The organism is Thioclava sp. 'Guangxiensis', from assembly GCF_045348365.1.
Lineage (GTDB): Bacteria > Pseudomonadota > Alphaproteobacteria > Rhodobacterales > Rhodobacteraceae > Thioclava > Thioclava kandeliae.
This window is the reverse complement of record NZ_CP155822.1, coordinates 1,872,204-1,891,434: the sequence shown is the minus strand read 5'-3', so window position 1 is coordinate 1,891,434 and position 19,231 is coordinate 1,872,204. Positions and strand designations below refer to the sequence as shown.

Here is a 19,231-nt window from a genome sequence, read left to right as displayed (position 1 = left end):
TGTGTCACAAAAGCGTGCATGTTAGCCAATCCCTGTTCACGGCCCGAGGGCCCTCAACAGGGGAAAACAATATGTCGATCAAGACCATTCTTCGCGCAACCACTGCCGCCGCTTTCTGCGCTGTGGCAGGTTTCGCGCCCGCCCATGCCAAAGACAGCTTCATGCTCGCGCATGCGATGAACACCGAGCATGTCTTCCATTCGATCTCCGAGGAATTCATTGCCGATATGGGCGATGATGTGAGCATCGATTACCACCCTGCAGGCGATCTCGGCGACTGGACCTCGCTCTTCGAGCAGACCATGCAGGGCGTGGTGCCGATGACCCTGACCTGGGGCGCGTCCGAATTCGACCAGCGTCTTGATCTCAGCTGGCTGGGCTACGTCGTCGACAACTGGGACGATGCAAAGCGCGTCTATGGTCCGGGTTCGGAGATGCTGGAGGTCTATAACGACATCCTGCATGACATGGACCTGCACGCGATCGGCCTGATCCCGACCGATTTCGGCTCGGTCGTCATCCGCAAGGGCGTCAAAGCCCGCCCCGTGAACTTCCCCGCCGATGGTGCCGGCGTGAAGATCCGCGTGCCCGGGGTGGCGATTGCCGTCGACCGCTTCAGCAATCTGGGCTTCTCGGCCGTGCCGATCCCGCTGGCCGAAGTCTATACTGCACTGCAGCTGGGCACCGTCGATGCGCGCGCCTTCTCGACCGCCGTCGAGACCTATGACATGCGCGACGTGCTCGATGCCAATATCCTGACCAATGACTATTTCGAAACCGCCTTCTGGCTGGTGAACAAGGACTGGTGGGACAACCTCCCCGAGGACGAGCGCAACGAGATCCAGGCCAATGCCGACAAGGTCATCGATCACGCATGGGCCGATGCCCAGTCCAAGAGCGAGGACTTCCTCCAGAAATCCGCAGATGCGGGGGTCGAGATCGTCCACCTGAACGATGACCAGATGGCCGCGGCCAAGGAGATCGTCTACGCGACCGAATGGCCCGAGATGGAAAAGATCGTGGGTCCTGAAATCATGGGCAAGCTGCGCAAAGCGGCAGGGATCGAGTAACCCCGCCCCTGCCCGGCACCGCAACCCCGGTGCCGGGCCTTTCCTTTCCTCTTTCCCCGCTAGGCTTTCATGACCCGATCATCCAAGCAGCATCCGCACGAACCGGTCGGTGCGGATAGCTATATCTATGTCGCAGAAGTCGACGCGACCGACATTCCCGACCAGCTGACCGCCATCCCCGAATGGCAGCCCACGGGCTTCTATGGCGCCGTGATGCGGGCCGAGACGTTGCTGGCGGGGCTGATCTTCACGCTCCTCTTTGTCTTCGGCCTCGCACTGGCCGGGCTGATGTTCGCGCAGGTGCTGCTGCGCTATGTCTTCCACTCGCCCTTCGTAGGCATCGAGGAGATCGCCCTTCTCTTCGGCGTCTGGATCTATTTCCTCGGCATGGCCTATGTGACGCGCAATGGCGAGCATATCCATGGCGGCATTCTCACACTGGTGGTCAAGACGCCGCGCACCATTCAGGCCGTCCGGATGTTGATGACCGTGCTCTCGCTGATCGCGGCGAGCGTCTTTGCCTATTACGCCATCCGCTATGCGATGTTCGAGATCGACAAGAACCGCATGAGTTCCTACATGCGCTGGCCGCGCTGGCTATGGTCCTCGTCGCTGATCGCGGGCTTTGGTGGCATGGTGCTGTATCTGGTGCTGCAATTCATCAATCAGTTCTGCGTGTTCCGCAACCCCGCCCTCGCGGCGAAAGGGGGTGATCAATGACGATCTTCTTCCTCTCCATGGCCCTGATCGTGGTGCTGCTGCTGGCCGAGATGCCGATTGCACTGGCCTTCGGCTCGGGGGCGCTGGTCTTCGGGCTGGCGAGCGGCTCGGATGTCTCGTTCCTTCTGCCCTATGCCTACCAGACCACCTCCAGCTTCGCGCTGCTGGCGCTGCCGCTCTTCGTTCTGGCAGGCACATTGATGGCCGAAGGCGGGATTTCCGAACGCCTTCTCAACTTCGTCAACTCGCTGGTTGGCCGCGTGAAGGGCGGTCTGGGGGCCGTGACCGTCATCACCTGTGCGCTGTTTGGCGCGATCTCGGGCTCGTCCTCGGCAGCGATTGCAGCCATCGGCCAGATCATGATCCCGCGCATGATCCGTGAGGGCTACCCCGCAGGACATGCGACGGCGCTTGTGGCCTGCTCGTCGGTTCTGGCGCTGATGATCCCGCCCTCGATCCCAATGATCGTCTTCGCCATCACCGGCGGCATCTCGGTGGGCGCGGCGTTCCTGTCGACCCTGATCCCCGGCATCCTGCTGGCCGTCATCTATGTCGTGCTGAACTTCATCTTCCTGCGCAATGTCGACACCATCAAGGTCGAGGAGAAGCTGACCTTCGACCAGTCGGTAAAGACTATCGGCCGCTCGGGGGTAAAGGCGTTCTGGGCGCTCCTGATGCCGGTCCTCATCCTCGGCGTGATCTATTCGGGCATCGCCACCCCTACCGAGGCCGCGGCCATCGCGCTGGTCTATGCGATCCCCGTGGGCTTCTTCATCTACAAGGGCCTGACACTGCGCAGCTTTGCGACCTCCTTCGTGCGTTCGGCCATCACCACCGGCTCGATCATCTCGGTGCTGTTCTTCCTCTTCATGATGAGCCGCGCGATGATCCTGCAGCAGATCCCCAAAGAGGTGGCCGAGGCGATGCTGTCGCTGTCGGACAACAAATATGTCATCCTGATCCTCATCAATATCGTGCTTCTTTTCATCGGCATGATCGTGGATGACATCTCGGGCTCGGTTCTGGCCGCGATCATCTTCCTGCCGGTCATCAACGAACTGGGCATCCACCCGATCCATTTCGCGGCCATCGTGGGCACCAATCTGGGCCTTGGCAACGTCTCCCCACCCTGTGCACCGATGCTCTACATGGCTGGCGGCGTCTCCAAGCTGACGCTCGACAAATATCTCAAACCAACGCTGAAATTCCTGATCTTCGGGCATTTGCCGATGACGATGATCGTGACCTTCTGTCCCGATCTGTCGCTCTGGCTGCCGCGCCTGTTGATGGGCATCCAGTAAAAGAAAGGCCCGAGGGATCACCTCGGGCCTTTTTCTATCCGCTTGGGGACAACGTCTCAGAATGCGTAGGTCTCAGAAGGTTGGCGGTGTGCAGGCACTGATCACAACACAGCGCACAGAGCCGATATTGCGGAAACGGTGCGGTTTGGTCGACGCGAATTTATAGCCATCCCCCACTTGCAGCACCTCGACCTCGCCATCGACCTCCAAAAGCAGCTCGCCCTCGATTACGAACCCCGCCTCCTCGCCCTCATGGGTATAGGGCTCGCCGGTATCAGCGCCCGGCTCGTAGGTTTCGTAGAGCATCAGAAGCGAGCTGCCTTGGGAATAGCCCAGACGCTGCAACTTGGCCGCAGGAGACAGCGGGTTGATGCCCGAGCCATCCACCTGTTCGGGGGTGATGCGCTCCAGTTCGTCATGTCGGAACACGAACTTATCCACAACCGCCGCATCGCTTTCGAAAAACTCGGACAGGGTTAGATCGAGCGCTTCGAGGATTTTCTTGAGCGACGAAATCGACGGGCTCGTTTTGTTGCCCTCGATCAGCGAGATCATCCCGTTGGTGATGCCTGATTTCGCGGCCATTTCCCGCTGTGACATCTTGCGCGCCTTGCGCACGGCCTTGAGCCGTGCACCCACATCAAATTCCATCGCCTGTCCCGTTTGTATCCTTACGTCCGGAACATTTTCTTAGCAGGGCAACGGATTAATGACGAGAAAATCACGCAAATCCGAGCATTTACCGTAGTTTTATTCGGGATATGCAAAAATATTAAGCAACCCTGCACGATCACCCCGGTTTACAGCCCGAGACGGGGCATCTCGATCTTCGGGCAGCGGTCCTGCACCACGGTCTTTCCTGCCTGCTCCGCAAGCTCCGCGGCCTCGGCATTCGCCACCCCGATCTGCATCCAGACCGTGCGCAGCGACGGCAGATGCTCCAGCGCCTCGCGGGTGATCTCGGGCACCGCGTCGGAGCGGCGGAAGATATCCACCATATCCACCGCGATCCCGTCGGGGATCGAAGCGAGATCGGCATAGACGGTCTCGCCCAACTCGCTCTGCCCCGCCAGCCCCGGATTGACGGGAATCACCCGATAGCCTTTGCCTTGCAGGAATTTCGCGACCATATGCGACGGCCGGTCCGTGTTGGCAGAATAGCCGACCACGGCAATCACCTTGGTGGCTGTAAATATTTCGCGCAGGGTGGTGTCGGTCGTCATCGGCTTTACTCCCTTTTTCACTCCCTTGCGGGAATCCTTCAAAAAAAAGCGCCCCGACCATAAGGCCCGGGCGCGAGTGCGGAACGAGGGACAGTGAACAAGGCGCAGCGGTTCCGAGTCTGCGCCTCCTGCCTATCAAGTTAGAAACGACGGCGGCCATTTAAAGGCCCCGTCGCTATTCTCTCGACTATGTGATCCGTAAGATCGATTTTTTCGCGCGCCGTGGCAGTTCTGTCACGATTGCGCAGGGAGGCGACTGACAGCCGCATAAAGCGAAATCGCCGCGGCATTCGAGACATTGAGCGATCCGAAATCCGCTGCGAAGGGGATTTTCACCAGATGATCACACAGCTCGCGGGTGCGCTCGCGTAGCCCCGGCCCCTCGGCGCCCATCACCAGCGCGATCGGCAGATCGGAGGAGTTCGACAGACCCTCGGCCAGCGTCATCTCCGCCTCACCCGCGAGACCATAGACCACATAGCCGATCTTCTGGAGCTGCTCGATGGCATCGCCAAGGTTCTGGATGCGCAGATAGGGCTGCCGCTCCAGCGCGCCGGAGGCGGTTTTCGCCAAGGCGCCGGTCTCGGGCGCCGAATGGCGATGCGGTGCCACAACGGCCCGCGCGCCGAACACCTCCGCCGAGCGCAGGATCGCACCCACGTTATGGGGATCGGTCACGCGGTCGAGAAGCACCACCACCGGAGAGCCCTGCCCCGGTTCGCAGACATCCACCAGCTTGCCCCAGTCGAGAGGCTTCACCTCGAGTGCCGCCCCCTGATGGACCGAATCCTCGGAGATCGGCACGTCCTTGGTAAAGCGGCGCACATCGACGATCTCCGGTTCCATGCCCGATTGTGCGATGGCCTCGGCCAGTTTGTCGGCGGCATTCTTGGACAGGACCAGACGCAGTCGCGTGCGGTTGGGATTAAGCAGCGCATCACGCACCGCATGAATACCGAACAGCCATACGGTTTCCGCCGCCGCTGCGCGTTTCGAACGTTCTTTGTCGATGACCCAAGACGGCTTCTTCATCGGATTCCCCTTATATACTTGATCTTCTTCCTGCGCATTTGCGCGCCAATTGGCAAGCCCGAGAAAGAGTTGCAAGAAAAATCGAAAAAGGTGCTTGACGGTCCCCGCCACTCTCCGTAAAAGCCGCCACACAGCGTCGGGTGACGTGCTGCAAGGTGCGGCAGCGGACTGTAACTCCGCCGGGGAGACCCACGCCTGGTTCGATTCCAGGGTCACCCACCACTACCCCTCAGGGGTTCTGGTGATACGCTGTAAGCTCCTGAAAAATATGTGATTAGGAAAAGACATAGCTCTGTCTTTTCTGGCAGCGTTGCGCTTAGTATACTCGCAACATTCGATCCGGAGCCCTTCATGTCGCAACAATCGTCAGAAGAAAACTTCATCGTGCTCTGCATCGCCCAGCGGGGGCGTCTCGAGCATGAGGCCGTGGTCTTTACACGCTCTTTCCGCGCGACAAACCCCGAGTTCAAGGGACGGCTTATCGTGGCCGAACCCACAGGTGCGCGCTGGCGCGAGCCCACCACCCTCACGCCGGAGATCCGGGCCATTCTCGAAGAGGACGGCGCCGAGATCCTGCCCTTCGAGAATCGCCATTTCGGCGAAGACTATCCCTATGGCAACAAGATCGAGGCGCTGGCCGCCCTTCCGGCCCAACCTTTCATCTTCTTCGATACCGATACCGTTTTCACCGCGCCCCTGCCTCCGCTCGATTTCAGCTACCCGACCGCCTCCATGCGCCGCGAGGGCACATGGCCCGAACCGCCGCTTTATGGACCGGGCTATCACGAAATCTGGAAATGCCTCTATGACCGGTTCGGCATCGCCTTCGAGCCGACGCTCGATCTGAGCCAGCCCGAGGAATTCTGGAAACGCTTTCTCTATTTCAACGCGGGCTGGTTCATGGGCGCTGATGCGCAGGAATTCGGCGCGCGCTTCCTGCGCTTTGCGCTTTCCATCCGTGACGAGACGCCCGATGAGCTGGCCTGCCAGTCGCTCGACCCCTGGCTCGATCAGATCGCGCTGCCGCTGGTCATCGCCTCGCTCGGCGGCGGCCGTCCGCCCGCAAGCCTCGACGCGCTCGATGGGGCGTCAAGCTGCCATTACCGCACGCTTCCCCTTCTCTATGCCCGAGAGAGCGAAAGCGCCATCGCGATGGTCGAAGAGGTCTGCACGCCCAACCGGATCAAAAAAGTGATCAAGGCCTATGAGCCGATCCGCAAACTCGTGCTACAAGGGAAAGGCAAGAAGATCCGCGCGCTCTTCGACCAGAACGACCTGCCGCGCCGCGAGAAGGTCATGCGCAACCGGATCAAGCGCGAAGGGCTCTGGCTACGATAGCTTTGCGCGCCCTACAACCGGCCCTTCCGGCAGGAGCGCTCCGGCTCGGGCACCCCGTGCAAGCTCCTGCCGATATGGGCAGCGCTTTGCCGAAGTCTCCGGTAAAATCACCCATCAGGGTGGTTCGCCGCTTTCCTTGAAAGCCGTTCTCGGCTACCAGTAACAAAACACCAAAACGGTGCCTTTAGGCCCCGATGAGACGCACCGAGCCAAACCATGAAACCTCAATTCGCCCTGAATTTCGCGGACGAAACCGTCAGCCTCCTTGCACGCCACAGCTATGGCTGGATGGCGCATGGGCAGGTCCGGCTCGATGACGAGGCGGGGCTCGAGGCAGGGATGGCCGCGCTGCGCGCCAAGGTGATCGAGCTGGGCGGGGCGGAGTTTGCCACCAAGCTCGTCATTCCCGCCTCGCAAATCCTCTATACCGCAGTGCATGCCCCCGGCCCGACCATCGCCGAGCGCCGCCGCCAGATCGAGGCCGCTCTGGTTGGCATGACACCCTATCCGGTGGAAGATCTGGTCTTCGACTGGTCCGGTCCCGGAAAGACGGTGCATGTGGCGGTGATCGCACGCGACACGCTGCGCGAGGCCGAGGATTTTGCCGAAAGCCACGGAATGCGGCCTGTCTCCTTCGTTGCACTGCCGCAGGGCGAGGAGTTCATGGGCGAGCCGTGGTTTGGCCTGACCACCTATGCGCCCGAATATCTGGCGCAGGGCGATTATGTGCAACCCGACCACAAGGCCATCGTGATCTGCACCCCCGAGGAAGGTGCCGCGGCCATCGCCGCAGCCCAAGCCGCCTCCGAGGCCGCGGAAGCCGAGGCGCGCGCCGCCGAAGCGGCCCGCGTTGAGGAAGAACGGCTGGAATATGAGCGCCTCGAAGCTGAACGGCTCGAACAGGAACGGCTGGAACACGAGCGCCTCGAAGCCGAGCGGCTCGAACAGGAACGGCTGGAACACGAGCGCCTCGAAGCCGAACGGCTCGAACAGGAACGGCTGGAACACGAGCGCCTCGAAGCCGAGCGGCTCGAACAGGAACGGCTGGAGCGCGAGCGCCTCGAAGCCGAACGGCTCGAACAGGAACGGCTGGAGCGCGAGGAGGCCGAGCAAGAGGCCGCGCGGGCGACATATGCCCGTTCCGCGCAGGACTACGAGCCTGCCGAAGCGGAGCCCGCTCAATCCTATGGCGCTCCTGCCGCTTATGACACCGGCAGATATGTTATGGACCCGCCGCAATGGCAGGACGAAATTGACGACATGCCCGAGGATATGCACGACACCCTGCATGCCCGGACGCCGCGCAGCTCGCTGGCCGAGGAACTGGCGGTCTATGGTCAGGAGCCGAGTGAGGAAGAGCGCCGTGAAGCCGAATATGGCAGCGATTTCGGCGCCGAAAGCGGCCCCTATACCGAGGACGAGTTCGCTGAAAGCCCGCAGGCCGCCTCCGCGACGATCGGGGCTGCCGACCGCGCCAGCGCCCAGGCACAGAGCTGGCAGAATGGCGGCTCGGACCGGATCTCGATCCCCGAGAGCGATCTCGACCGGCTGCGTGCCGAATTCGGCGTCGAACGGCCCGAAGATATGCCCGGCAAGAACGCCTCGCTCGCCGCGCAGAAAGCCGATGCCGAACAGGCTGCGGCAACGCCCAAATTGAGCGGGGCGCGCCGCGACCTGCCCGCCATCGGCAAGGGCCCTGCCCTGCATGCCGAACGTGGGAACGAAAAAGAGGCTACGGCCAGATCCACGCCCGAACGCAAGGCAGGCGAGCTTCGCAAACCGGTGATCGCCCCTGTCACGGAGGGCCCCCCCCTGTCGCGCAAACCGGTCGCGGCAGAGGATGCAACCAACCCGCAGGGACGTGTCTCGATCACTGCCCGCGTCAGCCGCGCGGCAGACGAGGAAGATGATGCCCCCGCAGGGGATCTGTCGGAGCGTATCGGTGGCAAGCCGAAATATCTCGGGCTGATGCTGACTGGCGTGCTGATCCTCGTCCTGGCCATTCTGGCGATGCTCATGGGCAACGGCTCCGAGAGCGAGGACCTGCCCGCGGCTCAGGAGCAATCCGCACTCTCGCCGGACGCTGCCCGGACGGAAAGCGCACAGACTGACAGTGCTCAGGCCGACGCTGGTCAGGCCGACGCTGGTCAGGCCGACACTGCGCAAACAGATACCACACAGACCGAAAGCCCTACCGCTACAGAACCGGCCACTGCCGAGGCGACCGCCAGCGATACGGCCTCGGCAACCGCCGAAGCGCAGCCCGTCGCTGCAACCGGCAGTGTCGATATGCTCGACACCCCTGCAAAGCGCGACCCCGAACCGACAGTGCCTGACGCCCCCCCACCCTATAACCAGCTGGCCCGCATCCAGCCTGACGGCACGGTGACCCCCACCACCGAAGGCGTGTTGATGCCTGGCAATTACATGCTGGTGGCGGGCGAACCGCCCAAGACCCCGCGCGCGCGTCCGCAGGATGTGGCCTTTGCCTATACCGAAGCGACCGGCAAGCCGATGCCCTATCAGGCGCCATCGCTGAAGGGCAAAACACCGCGGCTACGGCCCGAGAGCGTGGTTAAGGCGGCTGAGGCCGCCGCTAATGCCCCCATCCCCGTGGCAGCCGCCCTGCCCGAGACGCAGGGCCCCGCCGCCAAGCCTGCCGCGAAACCCGAGGAGCCGCAGGCCGCAACGCAGAGCGCCCAGACAGATAACGTCACAGAAGCGGCCCCGCAGACCAGCGATCCGCGTCTCTCGAGCGCCTCTCCCCTGCGCGCCCGTCCGGCAACGGTTGCCTCAGCGGCACAGGCGGAAGCGGAGCGGCGCGCCGCCGAGCAAGAGGCAGCCGCGCAGGCCGCAGCCGCGCAAGCCACGGCCACCGACCAGGCGGTGACCGTATCGCGCCGCCCCCTCGGCCGGCCACAGAATTTCTCGAACGCGGTGCAATCGGCTCTTGCGGCGGCGATGGCCAGCACACCTGTAGCGGCAGCCCCTGCTCCCGCTCCACGGCAAACCGCCCGCACCGCGACTCCTGCACCGCAACCGCAGCGACAGTCGCAACCTGAAGCCGAAGCCGATGACGAGCCGGAGGCCAGTTCCGCGCCCACTCTGCCGACCTCGGCCTCGGTGGCCAAAGCCGCCACCAGCGATAACGCCATCAAGCTCAATCAGGTTAATCTGATCGGCGTCTATGGCGGCACGACCAGCCGGCGCGCCCTCTTGCGCATGCCCAATGGCCGTTTCGTCAAGGTGCAGATCGGCGACAAGTTCGATGGCGGACGCATCACGGCGATCAATGACAATTCCCTGACCTACCAGAAGGGCTCGCGCGCCTACCGCATCAACCTGATCGACGGCTGATCTTCGCCACTCCCGATCCGGCCTGCGGCAATTGCACTTGCCCCACACGAAAATTCGAGTTTTTTCGCGCCAGTATCTGGACTAGCCTTGCAGCACATCCTGCTTGGTCATCCGCGCATGACCCCTCGCGCGTCTCCCGCGCCGAATTGAAAGACGATCGCACAAATGGAAGCTTTTCTGCTTCAGGCCACCCTGTATCTGTTCGCCATGATCATTGCGGTGCCGCTGGCGACACGGGCCAAGCTCGGGTCGGTTCTGGGCTATCTGATCGCGGGGTTGATGATCGGGCCGGTGCTGGGCCTGACCGGTTCGGAAATGGACGATCTCCAGCATTTTGCCGAATTCGGTGTGGTGATGATGCTGTTCCTGATCGGGCTCGAACTGGAACCCCGCGCGCTCTGGGCGATGCGCGACAAGCTGGTGGGCTTGGGCGGGCTGCAGGTGGTAATCACGCTGGTGGCGGTCACGGCCTTTGCCATGGCCTTCGGGCAGCCACTCTCGGTGGCGCTTGCACTGGGCATGATCTTCTCGCTCAGCTCGACCGCCATCGTTCTGCAGACCCTGAACGAGCGCAAACTGATGCAGACCCCGGGCGGGCGATCCACCTTTGCCGTGCTGCTGACGCAAGATATCGCAGTGATCCCGATGCTCGCGATCCTGCCCCTGCTGGCACAACCCGGCGCGCGGGCGCTGGCCAAGGCCGAGGCGCAGGCGCATAATCCGGTCTCGGCCTTTATCGCGACCCTGCCCGGCTGGGGCGTAACACTATTGACGCTGGCCGCCGTGGCGCTGGTCGTGCTGGCGGGCCATTATCTTGTGCGCCCGATGTTCCGCTTCGTGCAAAGCACCCGCCTGCCTGAAATGAACACCGCCACCGCCCTGCTGATCGTGGTGGGGATCGCCACGCTGATGAATATGGTGGGGCTCTCGCCCGCACTCGGCACGTTCCTTGCGGGCGTAGTTCTGGCCGATAGCGAATTCCGCCACGAACTGGAAGCCTCCATCGAGCCATTCAAGGGCCTGCTGATGGGGCTCTTCTTCATCACCGTGGGCGCTGGCATCAATTTCGCCGTCTTCTTTGCGGCCCCGTTCGAAATCACCGGGATCGTCATCGGGGTGGTCGCGTTGAAGATCGCTGTCCTCTACGGCCTCGCGCGCCTCTTCAAGATGCAGGGGCGCGACAGGTCGCTATTCACACTCGGGCTGGCACAGGCGGGGGAATTCGGCTTTGTGCTCGTGTCCTTCGCGGTCAGCCAGCGGATCTTTCCCAATGATCTGGCCGAGAAGATCCTGCTGGTTATCGCGCTCTCCATGCTGATCACACCGCTCCTGTTCATCCTGCAAGGCGCCTTGGCTTCGCGACTGCGCGAGGAGACACCAAAGCCCGACGAGATCGACGAGCAGCAACCGATCATCATCGCCGGCATCGGCCGCTTCGGGCAGGTGGTGAACCAGCTGGTCACCATGTCGGGCTTCCGCACCACCATGCTCGATAACGACCTCAAGATGATCCAGTTGATGCGCACTTTCGGCTATAAGGGCTATTTCGGCGACCCGACTCGACCCGAACTGCTGGCCGCCGCAGGCATCATGAAAGCGCAGGTGCTGGTGGCCGTGCTGGATGACAAGGATGCGGTGACGCGGCTTGTGACCTACGCCCGAAAACTCCGCCCCGATCTGCATATCATCGCTCGTGCCCGCGACCGCGTGCATGTCTACGAGCTGTATAAAGCCGGTGCGAATGACATCGTGCGCGAGATGTATGACAGCTCGTTGCGCGTCGGGCGCTATGTGCTGGAGAATGTGGGGCTGTCGGATTACGAGGCTGCAGAACTGGAGAAAATCTTCTTCAAGATGGACCGTGCCATGGTGCGCGATCTTGCGGAGGTCTGGAAACCGGGTGTGCCGATCGAACAGAACCACGAGTATATCGCAAGAACCAAGGAGAAGAATGCGGGCCTGCAGGCGGCCATCGCGCAGCGGTTCGCGATGCGTGGGGACAACGCCCCGCCCCCCAAGGTGGATACCGACCGGCCTGCCAGCGTGGGTGAGCTGGACGACTGATCCCGACACCAGAAATACAAAAAGCGGGCCACTCGGGGCCCGCTTTTCTATCAGGAAAGCGATATGGTCAGGCGGCGGCGCGGCTGTCGAGCACTTCGTCGACTTTCTTTGCCGCACCGGCCTCGTCAGTGCCCGAGACAGCCGCGATCTCGCGGGTCAGACGCTCGAGCGCGGCTTCATAGAGCTGACGCTCCGAGTAGGACTGCTCGCGCTGGTCATCGGCGCGGTGCAGGTCGCGCACAACTTCCGCAATGGACAGCAGATCGCCGGAATTGATCTTCTGTTCGTATTCCTGCGCACGACGCGACCACATGGCGCGCTTCACCTTGGCCTTACCCTTGAGCGTGTTCAGCGCGCGGGTCACCTCGTCTTCGGAGGCAAGACCACGCAGACCGGCCTCGGTCGCTTTGGCGGTCGGCACGCGGAGGGTCATTTTATCTTTTTCGAAGGAGATAACAAAAAGCTCGAGCTTCAGGCCCGCAATCTCTTGCTCTTCGATCGACATGATCTTGCCGACACCATGAGCGGGATACACAACGTAATCGTCAGGGCGGAATTCCGATTTCTTCTTGGTCATTCAGTCGCTTCCTTGCAGGCAATCCGTTCGGCCCGTTCCCACAGCGAAAAAGACACCCTCCGGCTGCCGAAGCGCCGCGCGGGTGCCATATATCTGTGAGATCACTGAGACGGTGAGCATGCCGTAACAGAGGGGTCCGGATCTATTATGGCCTGACCATACCATAAAAACGACGATCAGAAAAGCACGGCGTCAATACCGCGCCATGACAAGATTAACAAATCCTTTACGCCGGAAACCATGTTGCGGCGGATACTGCCCGCTCAACAGTCATGACAAAGCCGGGAAGGCGCGTTGCACATCCCGGCTTCGTTCAAAAAACCAGTGAGGCAGCAAAGGCTTACTGATCGCCCTCGCCCGGCGCCTCGGAGAAATATTTCTCCATCTTGCCGGTTTCGCCGTCATATTTCTCGTGATCGGGCATCGGATCTTTTTTCTGAGTCAGAACCGGCCACAGTTCGGAATATTTGCGGTTCATCTCGACCCAGTCTTCCATTCCCGGCTCGGTATCGGGACGAATCGCGTCCGCGGGGCATTCCGGTTCACACACACCACAATCGATACATTCGTCGGGATGGATCACCAGCGTGTTCTCGCCCTCGTAGAAGCAATCCACCGGGCAGACTTCGACGCAATCCGTGTATTTGCAGTTGATGCAGTTGTCGGTAACGACATAGGTCATGGCACGAATCCGGACATTATTGGACGTTTCAGGCTTGGTAGCCCCATGAGAGCCGTGATGCAAGACGGCGCTGGCGCATAAGACGGGACTTGTGGAAAACGCAAACAGATCAGGCGCGCTGTTCTTCCCCATCCGGACCCGACGAAACATCCGTTCCATCCAGATCGCGGTAGAGCAGACGGGCTTCCGGCGCAGGGCCGCGGCGTTCGCCGCATTCGAGCACTTCGAGCACCCGCACCCCGCCCCCCAGTGACAGGGTCAGAATAGTGCCCGGGCCGATGGACCGCCCGGGCTTGGTGATTTTCTGACCGTTGATCCGCAGTTTCCCCCCCGACACCAGAGCGGCGGCCAGCGTGCGCGTCTTTACGAACCGCGCCTGCCAGAGCCATTTGTCGATGCGGATCTGCGGACCCTCGGACATCGGACTTATTTCTTGTCCTTGAGGCTTGCGAGAATCGCGAAGGGGCTATCGGGATCCATCGGCTTTTCTTTCTTCGGCGGGCGTGCCTCGAATTTCTGGCCACCTTTGGGGGCACCTTTGCCCTTGTTACCTGGCTTGCCGCCACGGCGTTGCTCGCCATCGTTGCGACGATTGCCTTCGGAGCGGCGCTTGCCACCTTGATTGCCACGTCCTTCACCCTCACCGGCCTCGCGGCGCGATGCACGGTTACGGGCCCGCGGCACCCATTTGAAGGTATAGAACACCTCCATCTCGGGGCCTTCGGAGGCAGAGGCTTCGGTCTCTTCGGCGACAACACTCTGTTCTTCGGGGATCGGGTTGATGGCTTCGCCCTCGGGCTTGACCTGCGGCGCGGGTGCCGCCTTGGCTTTCTCGCGCTCGCCCTTCTCCGCCTCGTAGCCCAGACCCTGCATCAGGTCCGAGAACTGCTCGAGCGTCATGCCGGTGATCGACAGCATGTCGGGATTGGCCTCGAAACCGCCACGGCTATCCTGGCTGCGCAGAAGATCGGCCAGACGTTCCAGCATGTCGATACGGATCGCGCGTGCCCCTGCGGGGCGATAGCCCGCGCGGATATAGGCGGTGCGGTCGACCGTCTCCACATTGGGGATCGTCACCAGACCCGGGGGCGGGCTTTCGGGGAAATCATCCAGACCGTCGAAGAGCGAGGCCAGAACCAGACGCAGACGCGTCGGCGCAGGCTTTAGCAGTTGGGTCTGGAAGATGGTGTATTGGCCGAAGCGCACGCCATGTTTGCGCAGGAGGCCACGCGCCTCCTGATCCAGATCCTTGACCTCGTTGGCCACATCCTCGCGCGGGAGGATGCCCATGCCCTCGACCAGACGGAACGCGAAGCCACGGGCAAGACCGGTCACACCCTCATCGCGCGACATCGACAGCAGCGGCTCGAAGAGCGCTGCCACCTTGCGGTCGATGAAATGCTGCAGGCGGCGCGTGACCTTCTCGGCCACATCGGCACCGGCCTCGTCATCGACGAAGGCCTGCACGGAGGGCTTGAGGGGATCATCGCTTTTCACCAGCTTGCCGACCGCAGTCGTGCCCCACATCAGGCCACCCTGTTCGGTGAAATCCATTTCTGTGTCGGGGGCATTATAGAACCGGTCCGCCCGCAGGCTGAATTCCGGCTTGAGTGCCTCATAGGCCGCGCGGGCCAGCATTTTCGCCTCGTCGGGGCTGGACGTGCCATCCTGCTGGAAGCGGAACCCATCCAGACGGCCGGCGAATTCGCCTTCGACCGTCACTTCACCCTTGTCGTTCACCTCGGCCACGAGGGTCTCCTTCTGCTTGAGCCGCCGCAGCAACACACTGGTGCGCCGGTCCACAAATCGTTGGGTCAGCGCGCTATGCAACGCATCTGACAATCGGTCTTCTACAGCGCGCGTCTCCTCGCGCCAATGCAATTCGTCTTCGACCCAGCCTTTTCGCTGCGCGACATAGGTCCATGTGCGGATAAACGCCAATCGGCGCGATATGGCATCGATATCGCCATGCACCCGATCAATCCTTTCGACCTGACGTGCCAGCCAGTCGCCGGGCACACCTTTTCCGGTCTGCAAGAACTCGAAAATCCGCGCCAGAAGCGTTGCATGTTCCATTTCGGAAATCGAGCGGAAATCCGGAATACGGCAAACATCCCACAATAGCCGCACATCTTTTGGGCTGGTGACGCGGTCGATCACCTCGGGCATCGCGGTCAGCGTTTTGAGCGCGCGCAGGTCATCCGCCTCGCGGCCCCGTGTCAGGCGCTCGTGCTGGGGCTGCATCTCGAGCGAGGCGATCAGCCAGTCGGTCGTGCCGAATTCCAGCTTGGAATTGCGCCATTGCAGCCGGTCGAGCGGCGCGAAACGGTGGTTTTCCACCGCCTCGACCACGCCCTCCTCGAAAGGCCGCGCCTCACCGGTCACACCGAAAGTGCCATCGGTCTTGTAGCGCCCTGCCCTTCCTGCGATCTGGCCGATCTCGTAGGGAAAGAGCGAGCGCATCCGGCGGCCATCGAATTTCACCGTCGAGGAAAAGGCCACATGGTCGATATCGAGGTTCAGACCCATGCCGATCGCATCGGTCGCCACCAGATAATCGACATCGCCATTTTGATACATGGCAACCTGCGCGTTACGGGTGCGCGGGCTCAGCGCCCCCATCACCACCGCACAGCCGCCCTTCTGGCGACGCAGCAGTTCGGCGATGGCATAGACGTTATCTACCGAAAAACCCACGATCGCCGAGCGCGGCGGCATCCGCGAGGTCTTCTTGGAGCCCGAATAGGTCAGGTTCGAAAATCGCTCGCGGCGGGTGAACTGCACCCGGTCCACCAGCGCGGCAATCGCGCCCTTCATGGTCTCCGAGCCCAGCAGAAGCGTCTCGTGCAGACCCCGCGCATTCAGCAGCCGGTCGGTAAAGACATGCCCCCGCTCCGGATCGCCACAAAGCTGGATCTCGTCGAGCGCCAGAAAATCCACGCCCATATTGTCGGGCATGGCCTCAGTCGTGCAGACCCAATACTGGGTGCGCTCGGGCACGATGCGCTCCTCGCCTGTCACCAGCGCCACAACGGAGGGGCCGCGCATGGCCACGATCCGGTCATAGACCTCGCGCGCCAGAAGGCGCAAAGGCAGACCTATCATGCCGGTGCGGTGGCCCAGCATACGTTCGATGGCATAATGCGTTTTGCCGGTATTGGTCGGCCCAAGGACCGCGGTCACTCGCCCAGACATAGTTCCTTTCGCGCAGGGGGCAGCTTCAAAGAGGCGTGCCACCCAGCATTTTTTCAAGCCGGTCGATTGCGTCTTTCACATCCTGCTGATGCGGATTCAAGCCGAAAGAGGCCTGATAGGCCTTCAGCGCACGCTTATTATCACCGGTTTCCTCGAGGATCATGCCGATTCCCGCCAAAGCGACCCATTGGCGCGGCTCGAGCCGCAATGTCTGCGCCAGATCGGAGATTGCCGGACCATAGAGCCCCGCCATGTAATAGGCCTGCGCGCGCGTATTCCAGCCCTCGGCGAAATCGGGCGCATGGTCGGTCAGCGCGGTCAGATGTTCGATCGCGGCCTCGGTATCGCCCTGATCGAGCGCATCCTCGCCGCGCTTCAGCAGCAGATCCATCGCCGCCGATCCCGAACGCGACCACGCCCGCTCTATATCGGATTGCGCACGCGCCCATGCGGCATTGTCAGGATCGGCCAGCTCGCTGAAAGCGCCATCCACCGACGAATCGGCATGCTGCTGGGCGGGTTGGCTGGCCGATTGCGCCCAGACACTCCCCGAAATCAGGCAAATAGCCGCCGCGCCGCCAAAAAGCCGCCGCGAAGAAACAAAAAATTTGTCTGTCCATTGGATCATGCTCATGGTGAAAGAGTACCTGAAACGCGTTCGAAATCGAGCCTGAAAATATCACAATTCGGAGCACCCTATGAGCAAAGTCATTGCCGCCGCCGTCGAAGCCCTTGAAAAGCGTCTTCCCGAAGGGTTTCCACAGGTCGCGAAATTCGTGATCCATGACGAAGGCGCGATCATTGTGGACCCGAATGGCGTGCGCGCAGGCGGGATCGACACGCCGTCCGAGGTGACCCTGAGCGCCACGCGTGACACGTTCGAAGGCCTGCTGGGCGGCACCGTGAACCCGATGAGCGCCTATATGACCGGCAAGCTGAAGCTCGACGGACCGATGGGGCTGGCGATGCAGTTGGGGCAGGCCTTAGCGAAATGATCCCTGCCCCCTTCCATGCCGATCTGGCCCGCGGGCCCGAAGGCGGACAGGCCTTCTGGCTGGAGACGGCGGACGGAGTGCGCATCCGGCTCGGCCTGTGGCGCGGCCCGCAGCATCCGCGCGGCACCGTTTTCCTGTTGCCCGGCCGGACCGAATATATCGAGAAATACGGACCTGCCGCAGGTGATTTCGAGGCGCGCGGCTTTGCCATGCTGACCGTGGACTGGCGCGGACAGGGGCTGGCCGACCGCGCACTGGACAACCGGATGAAGGGCCATGTGACGCATTTCGACGCCTTCCAGACCGATCTCGACGAGGTTCTCGAGGCCGCGCATGCGCTGGACCTGCCGCGCCCCTGGTTCGTGGTCGGACATTCGATGGGCGGCACCATCGCGCTGCGCCGGTTGCTCGATGGCAGCCCCTTCGCGGCCTGCGCCTTCTCGGGGCCGATGTTCGGCATCAAACTCCCGCCACCCGTGGCGCTGATCCGCAAACCGCTGGCCAATCTGATCCGCCAGCTCAGGATCACCGGCCTGTTCCCTCCCGGAATGGGACCTGCCTGCTATGTGCTGAACACGGAATTCGAGGATAACCTACTGACCAAGGACCGCGACATGTGGGCGTTTCTGGTCGATCATGCCACCCGCGTGCCCGAACTGTCCCTCGGAGGACCGACCCTTGGCTGGGCGGCGGAAGGCGTGCTGGAATGCGACCGTCTGGCCCAACGCCCCTCGCCCGATCTGCATTGCTACTGTTCGGTCGGCACCGACGAGCGCGTCATCGATATCGCGGCGGTCGATCACCGCATGCGTGGCTGGCGCAAGGGCACGCTCGACTGGATCGACGGGGCCGAGCACGAGGTCATGATGGATACGCCCGAGCGGCGCAAGCGGTTCTTTGACGGCTGTGTCGGGGCGTTCGGGAAAGCCCTTTAGATCTTGATCTCGGAAAACCCGTCACGCAGCACATCCGACCATGCCTGCGACATGGCCATGAACTGCGGGTCCTGTGCCTCGATACGGGTAGTCTCGCTCACCGCGAGATCGCCATCGCGGATAACGGCAAGATCAAGCGGCATCCCCACCGACAGATTCGAGCGCAGGGTCGAATCCATCGACAGCAGAACCGCCTTCTTGGCATCTTCCAGCGGTGTGGTTTTCTGCACCACACGGTCGAGGATCGGCTTGCCATATTTATGCTCGCCGATCTGCAGGAACGGCGTGTCCTCCGTCGCCTCGATAAAATTGCCCTCGGGATAGACGAGGAACATCCGCATCGCGCCGTTCTGACGCTGCCCTGCCACGATCATCGACGCCGAGGTCGACACCTGGCTCATTTCCATCTTGGCATTGATCGAGCTGCGCACCCGCGCCAGCGTCGCCCCGATGATCTCGGCAACTTTCAGCATGGTGGGCGCCAGCATGATCGAGGTCTCGGCGGTGGCCTCGGGGTCTTCGATCGCTTCGCGCAGCTGGGCGATCGTGGTCTGGGTGACCGACAGCGAGCCCGCCGTCATGACCGTTATGACCCGTTCGCCCTTCGCCTCGAAGGTGAACATCTTCTTATAGGTCGAGATGTTATCCAGTCCGGCATTGGTCCGCGTATCGGACAACAATACCATTCCGGCATCCAGCAACAGTCCGACGCAATAGGTCATTCTTATCCTCGGGCGATTCG

At 62.0% G+C, this 19,231-nt stretch carries 17 protein-coding genes and 1 tRNA gene; 9 read left to right on the top strand and 9 right to left on the bottom strand.

Going from position 1 to position 19,231, the window contains the following annotated elements; translation table 11 throughout:
• Positions 1–71 precede the first annotated feature (71 nt).
• The 3 genes from dctP (at position 72) to ABEB22_RS09360 (ending at position 3,091) form a co-directional block, all read left to right on the top strand.
• The gene (gene dctP, locus ABEB22_RS09370; protein ID WP_339113160.1) at positions 72–1,070 is read left to right on the top strand and encodes a TRAP transporter substrate-binding protein DctP; all 999 of its coding nucleotides are present in this window, start codon (positions 72–74) and stop codon (positions 1,068–1,070) included.
• 69 nt (positions 1,071–1,139) lie between these two features.
• Positions 1,140–1,790, top strand: a complete 651-nt coding sequence (locus tag ABEB22_RS09365; protein WP_406870147.1) for a TRAP transporter small permease — start codon at positions 1,140–1,142, stop codon at positions 1,788–1,790.
• A complete protein-coding gene (locus ABEB22_RS09360; protein WP_350936997.1) occupies positions 1,787–3,091 on the top strand; it encodes a TRAP transporter large permease in 1,305 nt (434 codons plus the stop codon). Before ABEB22_RS09365 ends, ABEB22_RS09360 begins: the two co-directional genes overlap by 4 nt.
• A 72-nt stretch (positions 3,092–3,163) precedes the next feature.
• Here ABEB22_RS09360 and ABEB22_RS09355 read toward each other — a convergent pair whose 3' ends face one another.
• From ABEB22_RS09355 to rlmB, 3 genes are all read right to left on the bottom strand, one after another.
• A complete protein-coding gene (locus ABEB22_RS09355) occupies positions 3,164–3,742 on the bottom strand; it encodes a cupin domain-containing protein (RefSeq protein WP_406870146.1) in 579 nt (192 codons plus the stop codon).
• A 149-nt stretch (positions 3,743–3,891) separates the two neighbouring features.
• Positions 3,892–4,314, bottom strand: a complete 423-nt coding sequence (locus ABEB22_RS09350; protein ID WP_339113164.1) for a CoA-binding protein — start codon at positions 4,312–4,314, stop codon at positions 3,892–3,894.
• A gap of 234 nt (positions 4,315–4,548) precedes the next feature.
• A complete protein-coding gene (gene rlmB / locus ABEB22_RS09345; protein ID WP_339113165.1) occupies positions 4,549–5,346 on the bottom strand; it encodes a 23S rRNA (guanosine(2251)-2'-O)-methyltransferase RlmB in 798 nt (265 codons plus the stop codon).
• 138 nt (positions 5,347–5,484) lie between these two features.
• Between rlmB and ABEB22_RS09340 the strand changes: the two genes are divergently transcribed.
• The 4 genes from ABEB22_RS09340 (at position 5,485) to ABEB22_RS09325 (ending at position 12,105) form a co-directional block, all read left to right on the top strand.
• Positions 5,485–5,568 (top strand) — tRNA-Tyr (locus ABEB22_RS09340).
• Positions 5,569–5,697: 129 nt separating this feature from the next.
• Entirely contained in the window at positions 5,698–6,684 is a 987-nt protein-coding gene (locus ABEB22_RS09335; RefSeq protein WP_339113166.1) for a hypothetical protein, read from the top strand.
• A gap of 216 nt (positions 6,685–6,900) precedes the next feature.
• A complete protein-coding gene (locus ABEB22_RS09330) occupies positions 6,901–10,041 on the top strand; it encodes a hypothetical protein (protein ID WP_406870145.1) in 3,141 nt (1,046 codons plus the stop codon).
• 165 nt (positions 10,042–10,206) lie between these two features.
• Entirely contained in the window at positions 10,207–12,105 is a 1,899-nt protein-coding gene (locus ABEB22_RS09325; protein WP_339113168.1) for a monovalent cation:proton antiporter-2 (CPA2) family protein, read from the top strand.
• A 67-nt stretch (positions 12,106–12,172) separates the two neighbouring features.
• Here ABEB22_RS09325 and ABEB22_RS09320 read toward each other — a convergent pair whose 3' ends face one another.
• The 5 genes from ABEB22_RS09320 to ABEB22_RS09300 form a co-directional block, all read right to left on the bottom strand.
• A complete protein-coding gene (locus ABEB22_RS09320) occupies positions 12,173–12,682 on the bottom strand; it encodes a CarD family transcriptional regulator (RefSeq protein ID WP_339113169.1) in 510 nt (169 codons plus the stop codon).
• A gap of 340 nt (positions 12,683–13,022) precedes the next feature.
• Positions 13,023–13,364 carry a ferredoxin FdxA gene (gene fdxA, locus ABEB22_RS09315; RefSeq protein WP_339113170.1) on the bottom strand — a complete coding sequence of 114 codons (342 nt, stop codon included), beginning with the start codon at positions 13,362–13,364 and terminating at the stop codon, positions 13,023–13,025.
• Positions 13,365–13,473: 109 nt separating this feature from the next.
• On the bottom strand, positions 13,474–13,785 hold the full coding sequence (locus tag ABEB22_RS09310) for an RNA-binding S4 domain-containing protein (RefSeq protein WP_339113171.1): 312 nt from the start codon (positions 13,783–13,785) through the stop codon (positions 13,474–13,476).
• A 5-nt stretch (positions 13,786–13,790) separates the two neighbouring features.
• On the bottom strand, positions 13,791–16,559 hold the full coding sequence (locus ABEB22_RS09305) for a helicase-related protein (RefSeq protein WP_406870144.1): 2,769 nt from the start codon (positions 16,557–16,559) through the stop codon (positions 13,791–13,793).
• A 25-nt stretch (positions 16,560–16,584) separates the two neighbouring features.
• On the bottom strand, positions 16,585–17,193 hold the full coding sequence (locus ABEB22_RS09300) for a tetratricopeptide repeat protein (protein ID WP_406870143.1): 609 nt from the start codon (positions 17,191–17,193) through the stop codon (positions 16,585–16,587).
• A gap of 64 nt (positions 17,194–17,257) precedes the next feature.
• Here ABEB22_RS09300 and ABEB22_RS09295 point away from each other — a divergent pair, with 64 nt between their 5' ends.
• Both ABEB22_RS09295 and ABEB22_RS09290 read left to right on the top strand, forming a co-directional pair.
• Complete coding sequence (locus ABEB22_RS09295; RefSeq protein ID WP_339113174.1) at positions 17,258–17,554, top strand: SCP2 sterol-binding domain-containing protein; 297 nt, start codon at positions 17,258–17,260, stop codon at positions 17,552–17,554.
• Positions 17,551–18,489, top strand: coding sequence for an alpha/beta fold hydrolase (locus ABEB22_RS09290; protein ID WP_406870142.1), 939 nt, complete (start codon positions 17,551–17,553; stop codon positions 18,487–18,489). The genes ABEB22_RS09295 and ABEB22_RS09290 overlap by 4 nt, the downstream gene beginning before the upstream one ends.
• Here ABEB22_RS09290 and ABEB22_RS09285 read toward each other — a convergent pair.
• The gene (locus tag ABEB22_RS09285) at positions 18,486–19,211 is read right to left on the bottom strand and encodes a peptidase (protein ID WP_339113176.1); all 726 of its coding nucleotides are present in this window, start codon (positions 19,209–19,211) and stop codon (positions 18,486–18,488) included. The two genes, ABEB22_RS09290 and ABEB22_RS09285, sit on opposite strands and share 4 nt — an antisense overlap.
• Positions 19,212–19,231 lie beyond the last annotated feature (20 nt).

Coding starts and splice junctions, on each gene's coding strand:
- ABEB22_RS09300 (WP_406870143.1), bottom strand. CDS start 17,193: ATGAGCATGATCCAATGGACAGACAAATTTTTTGTTTCTTCGCGGCGG.
- dctP (WP_339113160.1), top strand. CDS start 72: ATGTCGATCAAGACCATTCTTCGCGCAACCACTGCCGCCGCTTTCTGC.
- ABEB22_RS09295 (WP_339113174.1), top strand. CDS start 17,258: ATGAGCAAAGTCATTGCCGCCGCCGTCGAAGCCCTTGAAAAGCGTCTT.
- ABEB22_RS09305 (WP_406870144.1), bottom strand. CDS start 16,559: ATGTCTGGGCGAGTGACCGCGGTCCTTGGGCCGACCAATACCGGCAAA.
- ABEB22_RS09330 (WP_406870145.1), top strand. CDS start 6,901: ATGAAACCTCAATTCGCCCTGAATTTCGCGGACGAAACCGTCAGCCTC.
- ABEB22_RS09355 (WP_406870146.1), bottom strand. CDS start 3,742: ATGGAATTTGATGTGGGTGCACGGCTCAAGGCCGTGCGCAAGGCGCGC.
- ABEB22_RS09360 (WP_350936997.1), top strand. CDS start 1,787: ATGACGATCTTCTTCCTCTCCATGGCCCTGATCGTGGTGCTGCTGCTG.
- ABEB22_RS09285 (WP_339113176.1), bottom strand. CDS start 19,211: ATGACCTATTGCGTCGGACTGTTGCTGGATGCCGGAATGGTATTGTTG.
- fdxA (WP_339113170.1), bottom strand. CDS start 13,364: ATGACCTATGTCGTTACCGACAACTGCATCAACTGCAAATACACGGAT.
- ABEB22_RS09365 (WP_406870147.1), top strand. CDS start 1,140: ATGACCCGATCATCCAAGCAGCATCCGCACGAACCGGTCGGTGCGGAT.
- ABEB22_RS09350 (WP_339113164.1), bottom strand. CDS start 4,314: ATGACGACCGACACCACCCTGCGCGAAATATTTACAGCCACCAAGGTG.
- ABEB22_RS09325 (WP_339113168.1), top strand. CDS start 10,207: ATGGAAGCTTTTCTGCTTCAGGCCACCCTGTATCTGTTCGCCATGATC.
- ABEB22_RS09310 (WP_339113171.1), bottom strand. CDS start 13,785: ATGTCCGAGGGTCCGCAGATCCGCATCGACAAATGGCTCTGGCAGGCG.
- rlmB (WP_339113165.1), bottom strand. CDS start 5,346: ATGAAGAAGCCGTCTTGGGTCATCGACAAAGAACGTTCGAAACGCGCA.
- ABEB22_RS09290 (WP_406870142.1), top strand. CDS start 17,551: ATGATCCCTGCCCCCTTCCATGCCGATCTGGCCCGCGGGCCCGAAGGC.
- ABEB22_RS09335 (WP_339113166.1), top strand. CDS start 5,698: ATGTCGCAACAATCGTCAGAAGAAAACTTCATCGTGCTCTGCATCGCC.
- ABEB22_RS09320 (WP_339113169.1), bottom strand. CDS start 12,682: ATGACCAAGAAGAAATCGGAATTCCGCCCTGACGATTACGTTGTGTAT.